General features: G+C 60.8%; 18 protein-coding genes and 1 pseudogene. 10 read left to right on the top strand and 9 right to left on the bottom strand.

The features are described 5' to 3' along the window. Positions 1–27: 27 nt before the first annotated feature. The gene (locus FHX16_RS28005; protein WP_183758697.1) at positions 28–1119 is read right to left on the bottom strand and encodes an LLM class flavin-dependent oxidoreductase; all 1092 of its coding nucleotides are present in this window, start codon (positions 1117–1119) and stop codon (positions 28–30) included. Between the two features lie 129 nt (positions 1120–1248). Here FHX16_RS28005 and FHX16_RS28000 point away from each other — a divergent pair, with 129 nt between their 5' ends. After that, positions 1249–2016, top strand: coding sequence for an HpcH/HpaI aldolase/citrate lyase family protein (locus FHX16_RS28000; protein ID WP_183758623.1), 768 nt, complete (start codon positions 1249–1251; stop codon positions 2014–2016). 81 nt (positions 2017–2097) lie between these two features. Here FHX16_RS28000 and FHX16_RS27995 read toward each other — a convergent pair whose 3' ends face one another. After that, positions 2098–3033: a HEPN domain-containing protein gene (locus tag FHX16_RS27995; protein WP_183758625.1), complete on the bottom strand. Its 936-nt coding sequence runs from the start codon at positions 3031–3033 to the stop codon at positions 2098–2100. A gap of 172 nt (positions 3034–3205) precedes the next feature. Between FHX16_RS27995 and FHX16_RS27990 the strand changes: the two genes are divergently transcribed. Beyond that, entirely contained in the window at positions 3206–3946 is a 741-nt protein-coding gene (locus FHX16_RS27990; protein ID WP_183758627.1) for a tetratricopeptide repeat protein, read from the top strand. 531 nt (positions 3947–4477) lie between these two features. On the opposite strand, the pseudogene FHX16_RS27985 reads toward FHX16_RS27990, so the two are convergent. The 7 genes and pseudogenes from FHX16_RS27985 to FHX16_RS27955 all read right to left on the bottom strand — a co-directional run. Then, positions 4478–4918: pseudogene (locus FHX16_RS27985) on the bottom strand (hypothetical protein); the annotation flags it as partial. 76 nt (positions 4919–4994) lie between these two features. After that, positions 4995–5873 carry an SIS domain-containing protein gene (locus FHX16_RS27980; RefSeq protein ID WP_183758629.1) on the bottom strand — a complete coding sequence of 293 codons (879 nt, stop codon included), beginning with the start codon at positions 5871–5873 and terminating at the stop codon, positions 4995–4997. A gap of 91 nt (positions 5874–5964) precedes the next feature. Beyond that, the gene (locus FHX16_RS27975) at positions 5965–6828 is read right to left on the bottom strand and encodes an MBL fold metallo-hydrolase (protein WP_183758631.1); all 864 of its coding nucleotides are present in this window, start codon (positions 6826–6828) and stop codon (positions 5965–5967) included. Positions 6829–6836: 8 nt separating this feature from the next. Beyond that, positions 6837–7766 (bottom strand): phosphoglycerate dehydrogenase, encoded by a 930-nt coding sequence (locus FHX16_RS27970; RefSeq protein WP_183758633.1) that lies wholly within the window; start codon positions 7764–7766, stop codon positions 6837–6839. Positions 7767–7768: 2 nt separating this feature from the next. Continuing rightward, the gene (locus tag FHX16_RS27965; RefSeq protein WP_183758635.1) at positions 7769–8722 is read right to left on the bottom strand and encodes a shikimate dehydrogenase; all 954 of its coding nucleotides are present in this window, start codon (positions 8720–8722) and stop codon (positions 7769–7771) included. Further along, a complete protein-coding gene (eda, locus tag FHX16_RS27960) occupies positions 8719–9372 on the bottom strand; it encodes a bifunctional 4-hydroxy-2-oxoglutarate aldolase/2-dehydro-3-deoxy-phosphogluconate aldolase (RefSeq protein ID WP_183758637.1) in 654 nt (217 codons plus the stop codon). The genes FHX16_RS27965 and eda overlap by 4 nt, the downstream gene beginning before the upstream one ends. Before the next feature lie 29 nt (positions 9373–9401). Then, positions 9402–10025: a glucose-6-phosphate isomerase gene (locus FHX16_RS27955; protein WP_183758639.1), complete on the bottom strand. Its 624-nt coding sequence runs from the start codon at positions 10023–10025 to the stop codon at positions 9402–9404. Positions 10026–10226: 201 nt separating this feature from the next. On the opposite strand from FHX16_RS27955, the gene FHX16_RS27950 reads away from it, so the two are divergent. The 8 genes from FHX16_RS27950 (at position 10227) to FHX16_RS27915 (ending at position 18667) form a co-directional block, all read left to right on the top strand. Next, complete coding sequence (locus FHX16_RS27950) at positions 10227–11198, top strand: substrate-binding domain-containing protein (RefSeq protein WP_183758641.1); 972 nt, start codon at positions 10227–10229, stop codon at positions 11196–11198. Positions 11199–11328: 130 nt separating this feature from the next. Next, positions 11329–12840: a sugar ABC transporter ATP-binding protein gene (locus FHX16_RS27945; RefSeq protein ID WP_183864848.1), complete on the top strand. Its 1512-nt coding sequence runs from the start codon at positions 11329–11331 to the stop codon at positions 12838–12840. Between the two features lie 12 nt (positions 12841–12852). Then, positions 12853–13830: an ABC transporter permease gene (locus FHX16_RS27940; protein ID WP_405049331.1), complete on the top strand. Its 978-nt coding sequence runs from the start codon at positions 12853–12855 to the stop codon at positions 13828–13830. Between the two features lie 30 nt (positions 13831–13860). Then, a complete protein-coding gene (locus FHX16_RS27935; protein WP_183758645.1) occupies positions 13861–15363 on the top strand; it encodes an FGGY-family carbohydrate kinase in 1503 nt (500 codons plus the stop codon). After that, positions 15360–16055 carry an HAD family phosphatase gene (locus FHX16_RS27930; protein WP_183758647.1) on the top strand — a complete coding sequence of 232 codons (696 nt, stop codon included), beginning with the start codon at positions 15360–15362 and terminating at the stop codon, positions 16053–16055. Before FHX16_RS27935 ends, FHX16_RS27930 begins: the two co-directional genes overlap by 4 nt. Then, positions 16042–16818: an SDR family NAD(P)-dependent oxidoreductase gene (locus tag FHX16_RS27925; protein ID WP_183758649.1), complete on the top strand. Its 777-nt coding sequence runs from the start codon at positions 16042–16044 to the stop codon at positions 16816–16818. Before FHX16_RS27930 ends, FHX16_RS27925 begins: the two co-directional genes overlap by 14 nt. Then, entirely contained in the window at positions 16809–17900 is a 1092-nt protein-coding gene (locus tag FHX16_RS27920) for a glycerol dehydrogenase (RefSeq protein ID WP_259131569.1), read from the top strand. Before FHX16_RS27925 ends, FHX16_RS27920 begins: the two co-directional genes overlap by 10 nt. A 20-nt stretch (positions 17901–17920) precedes the next feature. Further along, a complete protein-coding gene (locus FHX16_RS27915) occupies positions 17921–18667 on the top strand; it encodes an SDR family NAD(P)-dependent oxidoreductase (protein WP_183758653.1) in 747 nt (248 codons plus the stop codon). The last annotated feature ends 122 nt before the right edge of the window (positions 18668–18789 follow it).

The following is an 18789-nucleotide window of genomic DNA, read 5'->3' as shown; positions in this document are numbered from 1 at the left end:
AGCCGGTCTTCAAGCGCCTCTGATCGGTCACTGTCTGTAGCCGGCTCCTATCAGAAGCGGGAGGACGCGATCGCAGAAGAAGGGTAGCTCCTGCGTATAGTTGACGAATGAAAGCGCGATGCCGGCGTAACCTTGCCGTGAGATCGCAATCATCTCTTCGGCGATGCGCTCCGGTGTTCCGACCAGCGGATAGCTGCCGGCACCGCCGGCAAAGCGCTGGCGATAGCGATCGTAAGCCTCGCGATCATGCGATTGCGAGAATTCCTTCTTGCCAGCCATGTGGGTGTCGACCGCCTCGTGGTCGGCCATAGCGACGGCATAGCGATGATAGTAGTCCTCAGCCTCGGTCTGGGTTTGCCGGCAGACGACGTGGCACACGGTATAGACGCCGACCTCGCGGTGGTGCTGCTGGGCGCGGTCGCGGATGTCGGCCACATGTTTTCCTGCTTCGTTGATCTCCGAGAAGGTCGTAAACAGGTAGTCGCAGTTCCTCGCTGCAAAATCCCGACCCGGTCCGCCGAACGCTGCGTTCATCGTGACCGGACGCGGCGTTTGCAAGCTGGCTGGACGGCTGATGGCCTCCTTCAGTTTGTAATAGGTGCCATCGTAGTCGAACGGTATATCCGACGTATAGGCACGCTCCAGCACCTGAAGCCACTCCTCCGCCTGGTCATATCCCTTCTCGACCAGCGACGTGCCGAACATGGCAAACTCCTTTGGATTCCATCCGCAGACAATATTCAGCCCGGCCCGGCCATTGCTGACGTGGTCGACCGTTGCCAGCGCCTTTGCCGCATAGAGCGGGTGGACAAGCGGCACATGCACCGTCATGAACAGCCCGATCTGCTTGGTGGAAGCCGCAAGGGCGGCTGCCCAGGTGAACGTCTCGAAAGACCATTCGCGCACCCGGTTCTTGCCCCCGAACCCGCGCCAGCGGGCGATTGGAAGCAGGAACTCCAAACCGGTGCGATCGGCGATCTGTGCGGCGGTGAGGTTGTCGGCCCAGCTGGCAGTCCAGCGCTCCGGGACGTCCGTGATCGCAAGGCCGCCATCCGCGTTTGCGGAGAAAACGCCGAGCTTGAGGCGGTTTGCCCCTTTGAGCGGATGCTGCTTCACGATGGTCCTCCCTCTGTCCACGCAGCTTTTGCGCTGCCTGGCTCTCAGCTTGACCATGTTTTAAGCTTGAGAGCAAATTGCTTTATGTCTAAACCTTTTTTGGACCTTGGATTCTGGATGGGAGATGCTCAGATGGATGATTTTCGCACGAAGTGTCTCGAACGCGCGCTGCTCGTCGGCACCTTTTCGGCGATCCCGCATCCCGTCGCCGTCGAGGTGATGGCGCAGTCCCAACCAGATTTCATCTGCATTGATTGGGAGCATGCCCAGATCGGACGCGAGCGCATCGAGGATCTCGTGCGTGCGGCGGATGTGCATTCGGTAAAGGCGATGGTGCGTGTTCCCGGCCACGCGCCTGAAGCGATCGCGGCCGTCCTCGATGCCGGCGCGGGCGGCGTCCTCGTTCCGAGAGTTTCGACCGCCGAGCAGGCAAGGGCCGCCGTCTCTGCCACTCGCTACCCGCCGATCGGCAGCCGCGGCGTTGGCCCCGGCCGGGCGGCGGGTTACGGCTACCGTATTCCGGACTATCTGGCGAAGGCCAACGACATGCTCGTACTGGCGATCCAGGTCGAGACCGCCGAGGGATTGGCCAACATCAAGGAGATCGTTGCCGTTGAAGGCGTGGATCTGATCTTCATCGGTCCTGGAGATTTATCGGTCTCTATCGATGCCATGGGCCCGGCCGGCCAGGACAAGCTGGACCGTGCGATCAGGACGATCACGTCAGCGGCTTTGAACGCGGGTCGCGCCGTTGGCATCTTCCGCCCGTCGCCCGCCGATGTCGGCAGATGGCGCGGAGCAGGGATCAGCTTCTTTGTCCTCGCCAGTGACACCATGTTTCTCGGTGCGGCGGTTCTTGATAGTCTGGATGCAGCCCGCAAGGCCGGCTCGTCGAGCTGACGACACGCGTGGTTACAGGCTTCCCTTGCTCGACATGCTGGGTCTCTTCGGCCGCAGCGCCATACGCGGCCTGGGAGGCAACTATAAGGCAAGCCGTTCTCTGCAGATTGTTTCCACCCGTGTCTGCAAGACCTTGACGCGCTCAACCAGCCAGGCGAGTTCCTCGTTGGTGATTGTGTATTTCGAGGAATATCGGGCTTCCACATAGGCCCGCGCCAGCAATTCGAAGCAGCGCCGTGAAAACCGGCTGTCGCGCGGCCAAGCCTCTACCAGCCTGAGATCTATCCCCTCGGCCTGAGAGCGAAGAACCTTCAGACGATGGGATTTGGGGCTGTAGAGCGTCAGCGTCAGCAGGATACTATGGTACGATTTCTCAGTCGCTTGATGAAGATTAAAGGCGGCATGACGCGGTACACCGTCGGCCATGCTGGTTTCGGCGAGCTTGACCGAATGCCGAGCTAGCTCGAACCATTCGTTGAAATACTGGCTTGCTTCATAGTGTTGCTCCTCCGCCGTCAGAGGCTTCGGCTGCGCCAGCGAATGACCGGGCTGCTGGTAGAGGACAACGCCGTCCCTGGCGATGTCGACGAAGAAAGGCCGGCCGCGGGAGAGCTGGTCATTGACATCGGCCAGCGTGTGGATGATCGGCACGACCGGTGTTTCGATACGATGCGCGATCTGCTCCTTTAAAAGCTGCTCTTCAATGCCTTCCCAGAGCTCCTGCTCCTCTGCAAAGGAATTGCTATTGACGACAATCAGGAGGTCGTAGTCGGAACGGTAGCCACTCAGGTGATCCTCGACCCAGTCGCCACGGGCGTACGAGCCGTAGAGCAGGACCATCAGGATCTTGCCGGTCTGGCGCCTGGCCGACAATTTGCTCGCCCGGAAGCGCTCGACCTCGGCAAACAGGATCTGGAGGATGCGCGCCAGTTCGCGCCGCTTCCTGTCCGGCAGATGTTCGATATGGTCGGTCAGGGTCAAAGCTGCGTCAAAGCCTTCAGTCAGAATCGTATCCATCGTAGCGGCTCCGTTACGATTGCGCACTCAAACCTTTTACGAGATTGTCGTTACAAATGCAATCTTAGGATGCGCATGCTATGCGGGACATCCGCATGCGAGCAGGCGAGTAGCCATTCGGTCCGAGTAGGTTTCGGCTATCGACTTATCTGGTCTGGACGCATACGACTTCGTGTTGAGAGCGTTCCCGCTCGTCTGGTCGCTTGACAAGGATCAGAACGAAACGGCCCGCTCGCTTCTCACTCAAGCGCTTGCCCATGACGTTGACTATCCCTTCGCTCTGTCGTTGCTCGCATGGTGCCACGCGCAACGCGCCGTGTATGGTTGGACCGACGCTCCAGGCCGTGACCGGGATGAGGCCTTGTGCCTTGCACAGCGCGCTGCCTCGCTCAGCCACGATGACCCGATGGTTCTCGCGATCCTTGGAGCGGCGCATTCGTTTGCACGGGACTTCGACGTGGCAGAGACACACCTTGAGCGAGCGCGTTCGCTCGATCCGAATTCAGCCTGGGCCTGGCTGCGTAGCGGTTGGCTTGATGTGTATCGCGAACGCTCCGCGTCCGCGCTCGGACATTTTGCGCGGTTCCGTCGGCTGAGCCCGCTCGATCCGATCGCCTATATGGCGGACGTCGGCGTCGGCGCCGCCCATTTCGTTGACGGGCGATACGACGATGCGATTACCTGGATCCAAAGAGGCCTTAGCCAGCAGCCTGACGCGAGTTGGGCTCTGCGGTGGCTCGTCAGCGCCTATGTCCACGCCGGCAGATTGGATGAGGCACGACGTGCCTGCCTTCGATTGCGAGAGAGCCATCCCGACCTTACGCTTGCCAAAGTCAGGGTTACATGGTGGCCCTCTGCTATTATGGCCCGTATCTTATCGGGTCTGCGTGACGCTGGCTTGCCCGAAGGCTGACTGGATCGGCTCAACCAAAGTCTTCACCGAGATCGACAAACTTCATCGAAGGTCATGAATCCCCCAGTGCTTGAGAGCTCCTGCCACGCAAGATGCCATTGAAGCGCATGGGCAAGCCACGCATGACGGCGAACGCTCGAGACTGAATGCATTGACCTTTCTGGCCTGAGGATCTGTGAGCAGGTCGGGCGGTTTTATGCGCGAAGCTGCAGCCACCACAGACGAGAATGGACTCCATCGATCTCTACCGGCACGGACGGGCATCGCTCAAACTTCGGTGCCCAGGCTTCGCGTCTGGGAGGGCCAGCAGGCCAAGTTAGAGAATCGTTTGCGGCCAAAGACTGATACAACCCAGCCCGAGGTCACTCGAAACGCTTGAGGATCTCACGAGCCTGAAGGTCGCGATCATTCATTAGATCGACCAGATCGGTTGCCTCTCCCCGTGTTAGGGCATCAAGGGGAACCTCGCGGACGACCACCGCCCAGCCCGTAAAAGAATCGATTACCGACCATAACCCGTCAAAGGCGCCGGATGGCCTTTGCCTGATCGAGTACCGCCGGGCTGACCTCGCCCGTTTTGCTTGCCGAAGCCAGTGCATCCTCCAGTGCCTCATCGCCGAGGATCGGATCATCTTCGGATGGCTCGACGCCGTTGTCGATTTCATATCGGGCGTAGGCCACCGCGTAGGCTGCAATCGCAGTCAAGCGCGGGTCCGAGCTGTTCAAGTAGGCTCTGTAGTTGCGCTTTAGCGAGTTCAAGCCAGCAAGCTGCGCAGACGCGTTCTTCTCCTTAGTGACGGTGACGCTCTTGTCAGTTTTCGCGAAATGCGACTTGTCGCCCGCCTCGCTGGACTTGCCCTTCGTGCTCTGCTGTGTTTTTGGGCTGCCATGGCTTGAGTTGCCGCCTCGGGCCCCATTGTTGCTATGCGTGCCATTGTTGCTGTGCGAGCCGCTGTTGCCATGGCTGTCGCCCTCCTTCCAAGAGCGCCCAAAGCACCGTTAAATCCAGCCGCGAGACGGGACTATTTTCTCGAAACCGTGTCTAGCGCTAGATAGGCTGCATTTTGCGCATATCACTTAATTGCCGCTTCATCTGATGAATACGTGCCTGATCATCCGACGGGCGGCGCATCGCGACGCTGGTCGACAATATGTCGATGACCACAAGTGCGGCGATCCGAGAGATCGTCGGCGTATACATGTTAGTGTTCTCGAGTGTTTCGACGATCAGCGAAACGTCGCAGTAATTAGTGAGCGGCGATTCCGATCCGGTTAGACAGATCACTGAGGCCCCGTTTTCCCGAGCGATGCGGGCGATCTCGATGATCGAGCGCGTGGTGCCTGTATTAGAGATCACGAAAGCCACCTCGCCCGGATTCATCATCGAGGCGACCATCAGCTGCTGGTGGGAGTCCAGTTCCGCGCCGCACGGCACGCCGAACAGAGGGAATTTCTGCTGGGCGTCGCGGGCGACGATACCCGAGGCGCCGAAACCGAAAAACACGATCGAGCGGGCATTCGAGAGGATTTCGATCGCCTTATGCAGTGCCGCCTTGTCCAGCCGGGTTCGCGCCCAGTCGAGGCTCGTCATCGTGTAGTCGAATATCTTTTCGGCGACGATTTCAGGCTCGTCGGTGTCGAGCAGGACCGAATGCGTTGCCGGTGTCCCAAGCGCGAGGCTCTGGGCCAATCTGATCTTGAAATCCTGAAATCCGCTGCAGCCGATCGCCGTCGCAAAGCGCAGCACGGTCGGCTGGCTGACCTCCGCAAGCGCTGCCGTTTCACCAACTGTCGCGTTCATGATGCGGCGGGGATCGTCAAGCACCACGTCCGCGACCTTTCGATCCGACTTGCGCAATTCCGAACGCATCGTCCTGATGATTTCGATAATGTTCCGGCCGCTGTTGGTCCGGATGTCGCTATCCATTCGGATCGCCTTTCCTGCATGTCTGACGCAAGGCTAGAAGCTTCAATCTTCCAGAGCAAGACCGCCCCCGCCAGAACAGAGGCGCTTCATTTCATTCCGCGCGCCACGACAGGCTCAGTCCCGTTTGAGCGCGATGAATTCTTAGGTCGGCGGTCGACGCAATCGCGGCATCGATCGTTTCCGGCTCTTCGGTATTGAAAGCGAAGAGGCCATAGTGATGGGCCACCATATCCCGGGCGCCGATCCGCCGGGTAACGCCGATTGCCTCGTGCAGCGAAAAATTTCCGGCCACGCCGTTTTGCGACAGCTCGGGGCGCCGCCCATTGACGGGCAGCAAGGTTATATCCGGCCGATGCGCCAAGACGTCACGCTCGAGGCCAGGGAAAGGAATACAATCGCCGGAGTGCCACAGGCGAACGGCATCCGCCGCTATGACATAGCCGAGGAAACGGCAGTCTCCCGCAGCGTCGATTTCCATCGCTTCGTGCGCAGAGGCGGTCGGCAGGATCGTAAGCTCGGGGAGGGGCGACACGGTCTCACCGGCATTGGTCAGAACAATCCGGGATTCGGCCACGCAGGAACGATCGATCGCTTGCTGGCGCATCGCCCGCGGGGCGAGCAAACCCGCAGACGGGTTTTTCTCCAGCAAGGGCTTGAGCGTCCCCGGGTCCATATGATCGGTATGCGCATGCGTGCAAAGCACTAGATCGACAAACGCGATTTCATCGGCTGAAACCGGCGGCGGCATCATCCTCTCGTGCGGGCGCTCGGTGCCTCTATATTTTTCCGCCAGCGTGTCCGACAGATACGGATCGATCACCAGTCTGCGGCCGTCGATATCGATGACGAAACCCGCCTGTCCCAGCCAGTACAGCCGGAGACCCTTTGCCGGCGGCTTGCTTAGATAGTCTGCCAGCGGGGCGCTGAAAGTAGTTTCTTCAAGGCGTCCGGTCATGGCCGATCTCAGGCCTTCAACGCGAAGAGCAGGTTGTTTGCCGCGATACGCGTGGCACGATCGACGCTCTCTGCTGTAAAGCCGCCGATATGGCTCGTTGCGATGACGTGCTGGTGCGAGGCAAGCGACAGCGAGAGCGGCGGCTCCTGTTCAAACACATCCGTCGCATAGCTGCCGATCTGTCCGGCATCCAGCGCCTCGATCAAGGCGTCCTCATCGACGAGGCGGGCGCGGGCCGTGTTGATCAGGACCTGACCGTGCTTGCTCGAAAAAATCCGGTTCCGATCGAGGAATGTCGAGCCGTCACGCGGGAGCGGGCAGTGAAGGGAGACGATATCGGCCTTCGCGATGATTTCATCGACCTCGGCATAGGCAAAAGCCTGGGACGGCAGGTCCAGGTTGGGCCGGGCCGGGTCGAAGGCGATGACGCGGGCGCCAAGGGCAATGACCATTCTGGCAACTTCGCGGCCGATCGCCCCGCAGCCGATGATGCCGACGGTCCGTTCATGGATTTCCGCGCCGCGCATCCGCGGCCAGCCACCGGACTTGATGCCTGCATCCGAGAGCGGAATTGACCGGAGAGCGCTGAAGATCAGGCCGATCGTCAACTCCGCCACGCCCATCGAATTGGCACCTTCGGCAATCATGATCTGCACGCCACGCTCGTTGAGAACGTCGAGCGGAAGGTTGTCGACGCCCACGCCGTTACGGCTGATGACCTTGAGATTTTCCGCAGCCTCGATGATTCTCGGCGTCACCGGTTCGACGCCGGCCAGCCAGCCGACGCAGCCCGGCACCAGATTGATCAGCTCTTCCTCGGTGGGCATGGCGCCGGCAGTCGAATAGACGATTTCAAACCCGCTTTCCTTCAGCTTCTCGACCTCCGGGTGCGGTTCTGCGGTCAGCGATCGCGGGGTCACAAGGATGCGCTGGTTCATTTTTACCTCCCCGCCGCAGCGAGTGCGATTTCCGAAATGCGATCGAAAGATGGTCCCGACGGCGGAATTTTCACGTCGAAGACTTCCGCCACGACCTGCGTCCAGCCGTGGATGAAATAGGTCCAGCCGTCCTCGACTTGCAGCGCCTTTTCGGCTTGCTGCCGCCGCGCCTGATCGAGAAAGACGAGGTCGCCGCGATAGTTCAGATCCCAGACGACGGATCGCTCGGGGAAAATGGCGGCGTCAGTCAGCGGCGAGCCAGGCGCGTCTTTGCCGAGGCCTGTCGCATTGATGACAAGCGATCCCGGCTTCAGGGATGCTAGAACGGCGTCGTTTGCCGCCGGCGTCTCCGCGAGCAGATATTCGATCGGGACCGCGGTCTCGACCTGCTGGTGAATGCGCCTGATCTCGTCCAGACGGTGCTGGCTGCGATTGGTGACGACGATACGCGCGGGAACGTTGCTGCCGCGGGACTTGCGCATCAGGTGCCAGGTCAGCGCGATCGTCGAGCCGCCGGCGCCCATCGAAAACAGGTCCGCATCGCTGTGTTCGAAATAGTCTTCGCCGAGGAAGGCATCGATCGACAGCCCCGACGAGATCGGATCCTTCGCATGGCAGATCAGCTTGCCGCCGCGCTTGGAAATGCAGCTCGTCTCGTCCATCAGAAGCGCATGCGGATCGATGACGTCAAAAAGGTGCCGGCATGCGTGGAAAAGGTCGATCTTGTGAGTCGTGACAAGCGCGCCCATCGACAACGGGTCGTCGCGGATGAATTCGACGGCTTTCCGGTAAGCGGCCGGATCGGCGTGCAGCTTGAAATCGATGCCCTTGATCACCGCATCCTTGAGGCCGAGATATTCGGCCCATGCAGGAAACACCTTCATGATCGAACTTTTGCCCGTCGTGACGCCGATGAAATAGAGCGTCGGCTGGGTGGCTGGCTGATAGGTGCTCACGCGCGCTTCTCCAAAGCTTCCTTCGCGACCTTGACGGCTGCGGCGGCATTGCGGGCAATATCGGCAAAGCGGCCGTCGCGAATATCTTCAGTCTTGGCGATCCAGGTTCCGCCGACCGCGATAACCTGCTTGATGGCCAGCCATTCACCGATCGTGGCTTCAGTCACACCGCCGGTTGGTATGAACCGGATTCCCAGATGGGCAAACGGTGCGGCGATGCCCGAGAGGGCCTTCGGGCCACCGGCGACGCCTGCGGGAAAGAATTTGGCAAGCTTCACGCCGCGAGCCGACGCAAGCGTCAGGTCTGACGGCGTCATGATGCCGGGGCAGAATGGCAATCCGGCATCCTTGGCGGCATCAACGATTTCAGGATCGAAGCCGGGCGCCAGCCCGAAACGTGCACCGGCGTCGATCGCCCGCTTGAGATTGGGCTTGTCGAGAACCGTTCCGGCGCCGATGCAAAGCTCGGGACGGGCATCGCGCAGGGCAGCCATAACTTCGGCTGCCGCTTCCGTGCGGAACGTGATTTCGGCAACCGGCAGGCCGCCCTCCAGAAGGGCGTCGGCAAGCGCCACGGCATCGGAGGCGCGCTCAATCGCGATAACGGGGACGACACCAAGGCTGGCGATCAGATCGATAGGGTTTTTCATGGCTGGTTTCCTCTGCCGGTGAGGCTGTTTCAGGCGTATGTCTTGATAAGGGTGCGTGCATGCTCTGCCGAACGCGGCAGGTAGGCCTTGTTTTCCACAAGCTCCCAGCCGCCGCCGGGCATGGCCACGACACGATGGCGCATCCCGTTCGACGCTTCGATGATGCCGTAGTCCTGGCCGCTATCGGACGGGTAGGCGAAAACCATGACCAGATCTTCGTCGCCGACATTGATGGAGCGGTGAATCCAGTAGGGCGGCACATAGCAGATCGTCTGCGGCCGGATCTCGATGATGCGCGTCTGGCCTTCCGGCGATTCGAGCTGCATCAGGCCATGTCCCTTCTGGCCGTAGTAGATTTCCGGCCGGTCGGCCTTCGCGTGAATATGGCCGCGGGTCAGGAAGAACTCGTCCCCGACACGCCCAGGGCTCATCCGCGTCACGCCGTAGATAAGATCGCCGCTATGCGTGCCCGGCTTGAAGTCCTCGACGTCGTAGACGACCGGATCGCTCAACGTTTGCAAAAGCGCCGTATGCGCATCCTGATCAGCATATAGCCCTGCCAGATCGCTCAGCCGCTTTTCGTACCGGCCCGTATTTCCGCTCATTCCGCCGCCGATCGGATCGACGACGCTCGAGACTGGTTCGCGCATCATGAAAGCACCTCCATTTGGTAGTAGAATTACATAAATAGAAGAAATGATACGTGCAAGATAAATTTTTAGGCAAAATAAGAGCGATTGTTTGCGCAAAATGCTGAAAAAATATATTGACGTAAAAATTCTACGTAATTACGCTACATAACAGCCAATACAAACTGGCTCGCGAATTTCGCGCCTATCTGGAGGAGAAGAGAAATGAAGAAAACAGTTGTGAAGCTCGCGCTCGGCGCGGCTGTGTCCCTGCTGGCCATGTCCGCAGCAAACGCCGCCGATTGCAAGATCGGTATTTCCATGAAGACCCTGGACGCGCCTTATTTTGCAGCACAGGAAGTCTCGGCAAAGAAGCATGCGACGGAACTCGGATGCGAAGTCATCTCCGTGGACGGCCAGAACGACCTGAACAAGCAGGTCGCCGACGTCGAGGACATGGTTGCGCAGGGCATCCATGCGCTGATCATCAACCCGCGCGACAGCAAGGGCCTCGTTCCTGCGGTCAACGCTGCGACCGCAGCCGGCGTGAAGGTTTTCGTCATCGACTCGACCATCGATCCGCAGGCGAATTTCGTGACGCTCGTGCAGTCGTCGAATTCGCAGAACGGCCTGCTGGTCGGCCAGTGGCTTGCCGACAATACCAAGGGCAAGGATCTGAAGATTGCGCTGATTTCCGGCGACAAGGGCAATGAGGTCGGCCAGGAGCGCCGGTTGGGCGTGCTTGCCGGTCTGCTCGAAGGTCAGTTGCGCAACGAGGGTCGTGCCCGTTTCGAAGTCGTCGGCCAGGGCTGGGGCGCATGGGGTAACGAAGGCGGCCTCAAGGCCATGGAAGACCTCCTGACGGCAAACCCCAACATCAACGTGGTTCTCGGCGAAAACGACTCGATGGTCCTCGGCGCCCAGAAGGCGATGGAACAGGCCAACCGCACCGACGGCGTCCTATTCCTGGCGGCTGCCGATGGCCAGAAGGAAGCGCTGCAGGAAATCAAGGACGGCAAGTACGGCGCAACCGGACTGAACGATCCGGCGCTCGTCGCGTCGACCGCGGTCGATCTCGCAAAGAAGGCAATCGACGGAAGCCTTCCGAAGGATATTTCGAAGATCACCTACACGACGCCGACGGCAATCACCAAGGACAACGTCGACAAGTATCTCAAGAAGGACGCGGTATTCTAAGAGCCGATCCTCCCAGCGGCCGGCAGCGAAAGCCGCCGGTCGCACTTGTTGCATTTGTGACTCGCACGCAGCCTCTTGCGGCTGTCAGGATCGGATGGATCCTGCCGTCACTCATGATGAGATGTTGCATATGGAAACTCTGGTAGAACTGGCCGGCATTCGTAAATCCTTCGGTGGGGTGCGCGCGCTGCAAGGGGTCGATTTCGCGCTGCGCGCCGGCGAGGTGCACGCGCTTCTCGGCGAAAACGGCGCCGGCAAATCCACGCTGATGCGCGTACTGGGCGGGGAATACATTCCCGAAGCCGGAAGCGTCATTATCCGCGGCGAGGAGCAGCAGTTCCGTGGTCCGACCGACGCTCTGGACAAGGGCATTGCCATCATCCACCAGGAGATGGCGCTGGCGACCGATCTGACGGTTGCCGAAAACATCTTTCTTGCCGAGATCCCCTCGGTCATTTCCTGGCGCGATCTCAACCGCCGGGCTGCAGAACTGATTTCCAGTCTCGGCTTCTCCATTTCGCCCTCGGCGACCGTGTCCGATCTGTCGGTCGCTCATCAGCAGGTCGTCGAGATCGCCAAGGCGCTGTCGCGCAATGCCAGCGTCATGGTCTTCGACGAGCCGACCGCGGTTCTGTCCGTCCGCGACGCGGAGCGCCTGCTTGGCATCATCCGCACGCTGCGCGAACGCGGCGTCGGCATCATCTACATTTCCCACCGGCTGGACGAAGTGTTTCGCATCGCCGATCGCATCACCGTGATGAAGGACGGCGCATCGATCTCGACGGTCCAACGCAAGGACGTCGAAGTCGACGATGTCATTCGCATGATGGTCGGCAGATCGCTCAAAGCCCTGTTCGGCGAGGATGTCGAGCGTACGATCGGAAGCGAAGTTCTTCGCGTCGAGAAGCTTTCCGACGGCGCCCGCATCCGCGATATTTCGCTCAGCGTGCGGGCAGGGGAGATCGTCGGTCTCGGCGGGCTTGTCGGTGCCGGACGGACGGAACTGGTCCGGATGATTTTCGGCGCCCAGAAGGCTGCCTCGGGTAGTATCTTCCTGCATGGCAAGCAGGTGCGCATCAACACCCCGTGTGATGCGGTGAGGGCCGGCATCGGGCTTGTGCCGGAAAGCCGCAAGGAGCAGGGGCTCGTTCTCGACTTCCCGATACGCGTCAACGCCACGATGTCCAAGCTGGCGCCACTGGTGAACGCCTTGGGTTTCGTCCGCCGCTCGGCCGAGATGACGACGGTGCAGACGCTTGCATCTCGTCTGCGCATCAAGGCCGGCAGCCTCAATGATCCCGCATCGAGCCTATCGGGCGGAAACCAGCAGAAGGTCGTTCTGGCAAAATGGTTTCACGCCGGCGGCGATCTGCTGATCTTCGACGAGCCGACCCGGGGCGTCGATGTCGGCGCCAAGACTGAGATCTATGCGCTGATCAAGTCGCTGGCCGCCGAAGGCCGCGCCGTTCTGGTGATCTCCTCCGAACATATCGAACTTTTTGGGCTGTGCGACCGGATCCTCGTCATGCGCGAAGGCGAACTGACGGGCTCGCTCGAACCAGAAAATTACACCGAAGAAAAACTGCTGAAGCTCGCGATGGTCAATACCGTCACGCAGGCTGAAGCCCTCGCGACCAACTGATTGGGTAACGCCGTGACCGATTTGACCGAAACAGCCCGCCATCCAAGCTCGCTCAATATCAGCAACATCCTGCATCGCTACGGAACATTGGCGATCCTGATCGCCCTGCTGATCGTGGCAACCTCGATGTCGGACGTGTTCCTGACACAACGCAACATCATCAATGTGCTCCGGCAAAGCGCCGGCACTAGCCTGATGGCGATCGGCATGTTGTTCGTCATCCTGACGCGGGGCATCGACCTGTCAGTCGGCTCGGTCGCTGCGCTCGGCAGCATCCTGTCGGCCATCCTCATCCAGGATTACGGCACGGGCGTTTCGATCGCCGGCGCTCTGCTCGCCGGTGCGGCCTGCGGCCTTGTTTCCGGCAGCCTGATCGCTTTCCTGAAATTGCCGCCATTCGTGACGACGCTTGCGATGATGACGGTTGCCCGCGGTCTGTCTCTGATCATATCCGGCGGACAGCCGATCCAGATGGGTGATGCCGGAAGCTTCATCACCAGCTTCGGATCCGGTTTGATCGCCACCATTCCTTATCCGGTCGTTCTGATGGCCGTCGTCTTCGTGGTTGCCGGGACCGTGCTGGTCTTCACGCGCTTCGGACGCCTGGTCAAGGCAATCGGTTCGAATGTCGAGGCGGTCAGGCTTTCCGGTATTCCGGTCGCCTATTACACGACGGCCGTCTATGTCATCTCCGGCGTTCTCGCCGCTGCAGCCGGCATCGTTTCGACCAGCCGTACAGGCATCGGATCGGCCAATATCGGCGTCGGCGCCGAACTCGACGCCATCGCGGCCGTCGTCATCGGCGGCGCGAGCCTGATGGGCGGCCGAGGCGGTGTCCTCAATACTTTCATCGGTGTACTTGTACTCGGCATCATCGCTAATATGATGAACCTCGCCCGCGTTCCCGGCTATCATCAGCAGGTCTTCATGGGCTGCATCATCATCGGTGCGATGCTCCTGCAATATGCCTCGAACTGGTTCCGCAAGTAGCATCGCGCCTCTTGCCGGGAATGGACCCCAATGTCTCAAGATCTCTTTCTCGCCATCGATGTCGGCACCGGCAGCGTTCGTGCCGCACTGGTCGACACCAAAGGCAAGATACTCTCGGTCGCGAGCCGTGAACACGAACAGATCGTTCCCCAGTTCGGCTGGTCCGAACAGCGGCCGCGCGATTGGTGGCACGGTGTCGCGCAGGCCATCCGGGATGTTCTTGAAACGATACCGGACGCACGGTCGAGAATTGCCGTGGTGGCCGCATGCGGCCAGATGCACGGCACGGTTCTCGTCGATCAACACGGAGAACTGACGCGCGACACGGCGCCGCTTTGGAACGACAAGCGGACCGTCAACTACGTGACGGCGTTCGAGCGCACCCATGCGCCGGAAGGCTATCTCGCCGACAGCGCGAACCCGCCGGCGCCAGCCTGGCCCGGGTTCAAGCTGCAATGGCTGCGCGACAACGATCCGGCCGCCTATGGCAGGGCGGCCGCGGTGCTGATGTCCAAGGACTACATCAATCTGCGCCTCACCGGCGAGATCGCCATGGATCGCAATGATGGCGGCGCCAGCTTCCTGATGGATCCCCGGACGGGACAATGGTCGCCGAAGATGATCGCGCTGCTCGGCCTCGACGTTGAAAAGCTTCCCCCGCTTCGCGATCCGGTCGAGATCCTCGGCCATGTCACCGGCAAGGCGGCGACGGAAACCGGCCTTCGCGAAGGGACCCCGGTTCTGGTCGGCGGTGCCGATTACCCCGTCGCTCTGCTCGGTTCCGGCGTCTGCCGCCCGGGCATCGGCTCGGAGGTCATGGGAACGTCGGCGATCATCACCGCGATCGCCAGCCAGCCGCTTCTCGATCCCTCGGTCTGCAATGTCGGGACCGTCGATGGCAACTGGGGCGCCTTCATGCTTCTGGAATCCGGCGGCGACGCGATGCGCTGGGCCCGCCGTGCCTTCCACGAGAAACAGGCTTCATACGAGGAAATCGTCACCAAAGCCGCCGAAGCGCCTGCCGGCTCCGAACGCCTGTTCTTCATGCCCTATCTTGCCGGCGAACGGCTGGGTGATCATCGCAACGCCCGTGCCCAGTTTTTCGGCATCGGCGCCGCCCATGGGCTTGCCCACATCCACCGTGCCGTTCTCGAGGGCGTGGCGTTCGCCGTCAAGCGCCACATCAACATTCTCGACCGCATTTCCGGGGCGCCGCTCGAGCGGGTGATCGCGTCGGGCGGCGGCGCCAAGACCAAGCTCTGGATGAAGATCAAGGCAAGCGTCTATGGCATCCCTATCCTGGTGCCGGAAGAACCGGAATGCGGCCTGATTGGTTGCGCGATCATGGCTGCCACGGCGACGGGGCAATACGGGACCGTCCGACACGCGGCCGACGCCTATGTTCGCTATTCGGAAGAAATCCTGCCGGACCCGCGCTGGATGGATGTCTACCGGCCGATGCAGCAGTTCTTCGAGAAGCTCTATGCGCATAGCCAGGCGCTCTACGACGATCTCGACAGGTTGCCGCAATGACCCGCCGCGCCGTACTCTTCGACATGGACGGAACGCTGGTCGACAGCGAACCGCTGCATTTCGACGCCATGTCGCGGGCAGTGACCGCGATGGGCTATGTGCTGCCGGAGGAGTTTGCGAATGTCCTGACGGGCATGAGCGGCGCCGACTGCCACGCCCTGCTGCAGCAAACGATCGGCTTCAAGCCATCGCTTTCCGAATACACCGGGGCGAAATATCGGTCCTATCTCGAGGCAGCGCCCACACTGCACAGGCGCCGCGGCGCGGATGCGGCGCTGGCGCTGCTCGCCGATAATTCGGTACCTTTCGCGATCGTCTCCAATTCCGACAGGATGATCGTCGACGCCAATCTGCGGGCCGTCGGCCTGCAAAGCCCAGGGTTGATTTCCGTCAGCCGCAGCGATGTCCGCCGGGGCAAGCCCGATCCCGAGCCGTTTTTGCGGGCCGCCTACCTGCTCGGTATCGATCCTGCGGATTGCATCGTCGTCGAGGACAGCATTCCGGGTGCGACTGCTGGCCATGCCGCCGGCATGATGGTCATAGGCTGGCCTGAACCGCATCGGGACGATCTTGTCTTTCCCGAGGACACGATCGTTGCGGCCCCGCATGACCTCGCGGCGACGCTCGCCGCTCGTCTTAATGAAAACCACACCACCAAAAGCATCAAGGATGCATCGCATGTATCTCGATAAGTTCAAGCTTACCGGCAAGTTTGCCGTCGTCACCGGCGCCGGCCGCGGCATCGGCCTTGCCGCAGCCGAAGCGCTCGCCGAAGCGGGCGCGACCGTCGTGCTGACCGATATGAACGGCGATCTGCTGGCGACCGCCAAGGCGGAGTTGTCGGCCAAGGGCTATAAAAAGGTCGATAGCGAAGTACTCGATGTCACGGATGCGGGCAGGGTGCAGGCGGTCCATGATGCGATCATGGCGCGTCATGGCCGTGTCGATATCCTGGTCAACAACGCCGGCATCGCCATCAGCAACCACCCGGCCGAAACGATGGCCGACGACGTCTGGAACAAGGTGATCGACGTCAATCTCAACGGTGTCTTCTGGTGCTGCCGTGCCTTCGGCAAGTCGATGCTCGAAAAAGGCGGCGGCAGCATCGTCAATGTCGGATCGATGTCCGGCTTTATCGTCAATCGCCCGCAGGAGCAGGCGAATTACAACGCCTCGAAGGCTGCTGTCCATCATCTGACGAAATCGCTGGCGGCCGAATGGGGTGCGCGCGGCGTACGCGTCAATTCGGTCGCGCCGACCTACATCGATACCGAGATGAACAAATATGTCTACGAAGATGCCGAGATGTACCGGCACTGGGTCGGCGGTACGCCGATGAACCGTCTGGGGCGCACCGATGAAGTCGCTTCGGTCATCCTGTTCCTTGCTAGCGATGCCTCCAGTCTGATGACCGGTTCTATCGTTCTGGCCGATGGAGGTTACGTATGTTGGTAGAATCTGCACCGGACATCACGCCGCGCGGCGCACGGTTTCCCGGCCGCTATATTCAGGCCAAGGGCGCGATCGGCCTTCTGGGGCAGGAGGCGGCCGGATTCGGTAAGCGTGCTGTGGCGCTTCTGGATCGCGGCATCTTCGATCTGCTTGAGACGGATATTGCGGCTGCGCTGTCCGGGCATGTCGAAGCCAAGCTCATCCGCCATGGCGGTGAATGCTCCGAGCACGAGATCGGGTCGCTGGTTGCGGCTGCGCGCAATGCGCAGGCCGAGCTGATTATCGGTGCTGGCGGCGGCAAGGCTCTCGATACGACCAAGGCCGCGGCGAGGGATCTCGGCCTGCCGGTCATAATCGTGCCGACGATCGCCGCGTCCGATGCGCCCTGTAGCGCGCTTGCGGTGATCTACAACGAGGACGGCACGGTCGCCTATGACACATTTCTGCCGAGCAATCCCAATCTCGTGCTTGTCGATACCGCGCTGATTGCCAAGGCGCCGGCCCGTTTCCTGGCTGCGGGGATCGGCGATGCGCTCGCCACCTGGTACGAAGCCGATTCCTGCCGCCAGAGCGGCGCGTCCAACTGCATGAGGATGCCGGGCGTGTCCCTGGCCTTCGAGATTGCGCGGTTTTGCCGGGATACCATTTTCAAATACGGCGCTGCCGCGCTTAAAGAATGCGATGCCGGACAGGCAGGCCCTGCGCTTGAGCGCGTTGTCGAGGCCAACATCCTTCTCTCGGGGATCGGTTTCGAGTCGGGCGGTGTGGCCGCCGCCCATGCCATCCATCACGGCCTGTGCGAACTTGAGGATGTGCATCACCACTTGCATGGCGAGAAGGTGGCGATCGGCGTGCTTGCCGGCCTGAAAATTCATGGCCGCGAGGACGAGTTTCTGAAGGTGCGCGACTTCTGCCGCAGCGTTCGCCTGCCGACGCGCCTTGCCGATATCGGCATTGCGGATGCGACAAGCGACAAGCTGGCGACCGTGGCGCGCCGCGCGTGCCGTCCGGGAGAGATCATCCACAACGAACCGATACCGGTCAGCGAAGCGGCCGTTCTCACAGCATTGAAGGAACTGGTCTGAGCATGACGGGAGAAACGAAAATGGACGGCGTAACGGCATTCGCACCGGACCTCTTGAAGGAAAAGATGGTCGTCGTTTCTGGCGGCACGAGCGGGATCGGACTGGCGGTGGCGAATGGTTTTGCCGCCGCAGGGGCGACCGTCATCGCAACCGGCAGCTCGCAACAGCGTCTGCGCGACGCGCGCGGGGAAACGACCCGCCCAATCAGGTTCGAGCAGCTTGACGTCAGGGATGGCGCGGCAGTCGAGGCGTTTTTTGGTGGCCTCGACAGCCTCGACGTTCTCGTGAACTGCCAGGGCATCGCCCGGCCGGACAACGAATGGAACGAGGAAATCTTCCTCGATGTCATGGATGTCAATCTCAACAGCGCGATGCGCCTGTCCCGCGCGGCCTTTCCTCTGCTCAAGCGCAGCGGCGGCAGTATCGTCAATTTTGCCTCGATGCTGAGCTATCTCGCCGACGAAAGCGTCCCGTCCTACACCGCCAGCAAAACGGGAATTGTGGGCTTGACTCGGGCGATGGCCCATAAATATGGCCGCGATGGCGTACGCGTGAATGCGGTCGCGCCAGGGTATCACCGGACCGAAATGACCAAGGCGCTGTGGTCGGTTGCCAAAAGCGAGCAGAAGATCGCTGAGCGTTCCGCATTGAAGCGATGGGGCACAACAGAAGATCTGGTCGGACCGATCCTGTTTCTGTGCTCGAATGCCGCCGCGTTCGTGACCGGCGTTACTATACCAGTCGATGGCGGATATCATGTAGGTTAATTCGGTAATCGCTGAACTAACGTTTTGCGCTGCCCGTATTTTCCGCTCACAGTTGAGCCGCCTGGGCGACGATACTGATACTGGCCGGGCGCTACGCGTTTTCTTTCCTAGCGACAGTCAGC

It is taken from the genome of Rhizobium sp. BK661 (assembly GCF_024808825.1).
Taxonomy (GTDB): Bacteria; Pseudomonadota; Alphaproteobacteria; order Rhizobiales; family Rhizobiaceae; genus Rhizobium.
This window is presented reverse-complemented; position numbering and strand designations above follow the sequence as displayed.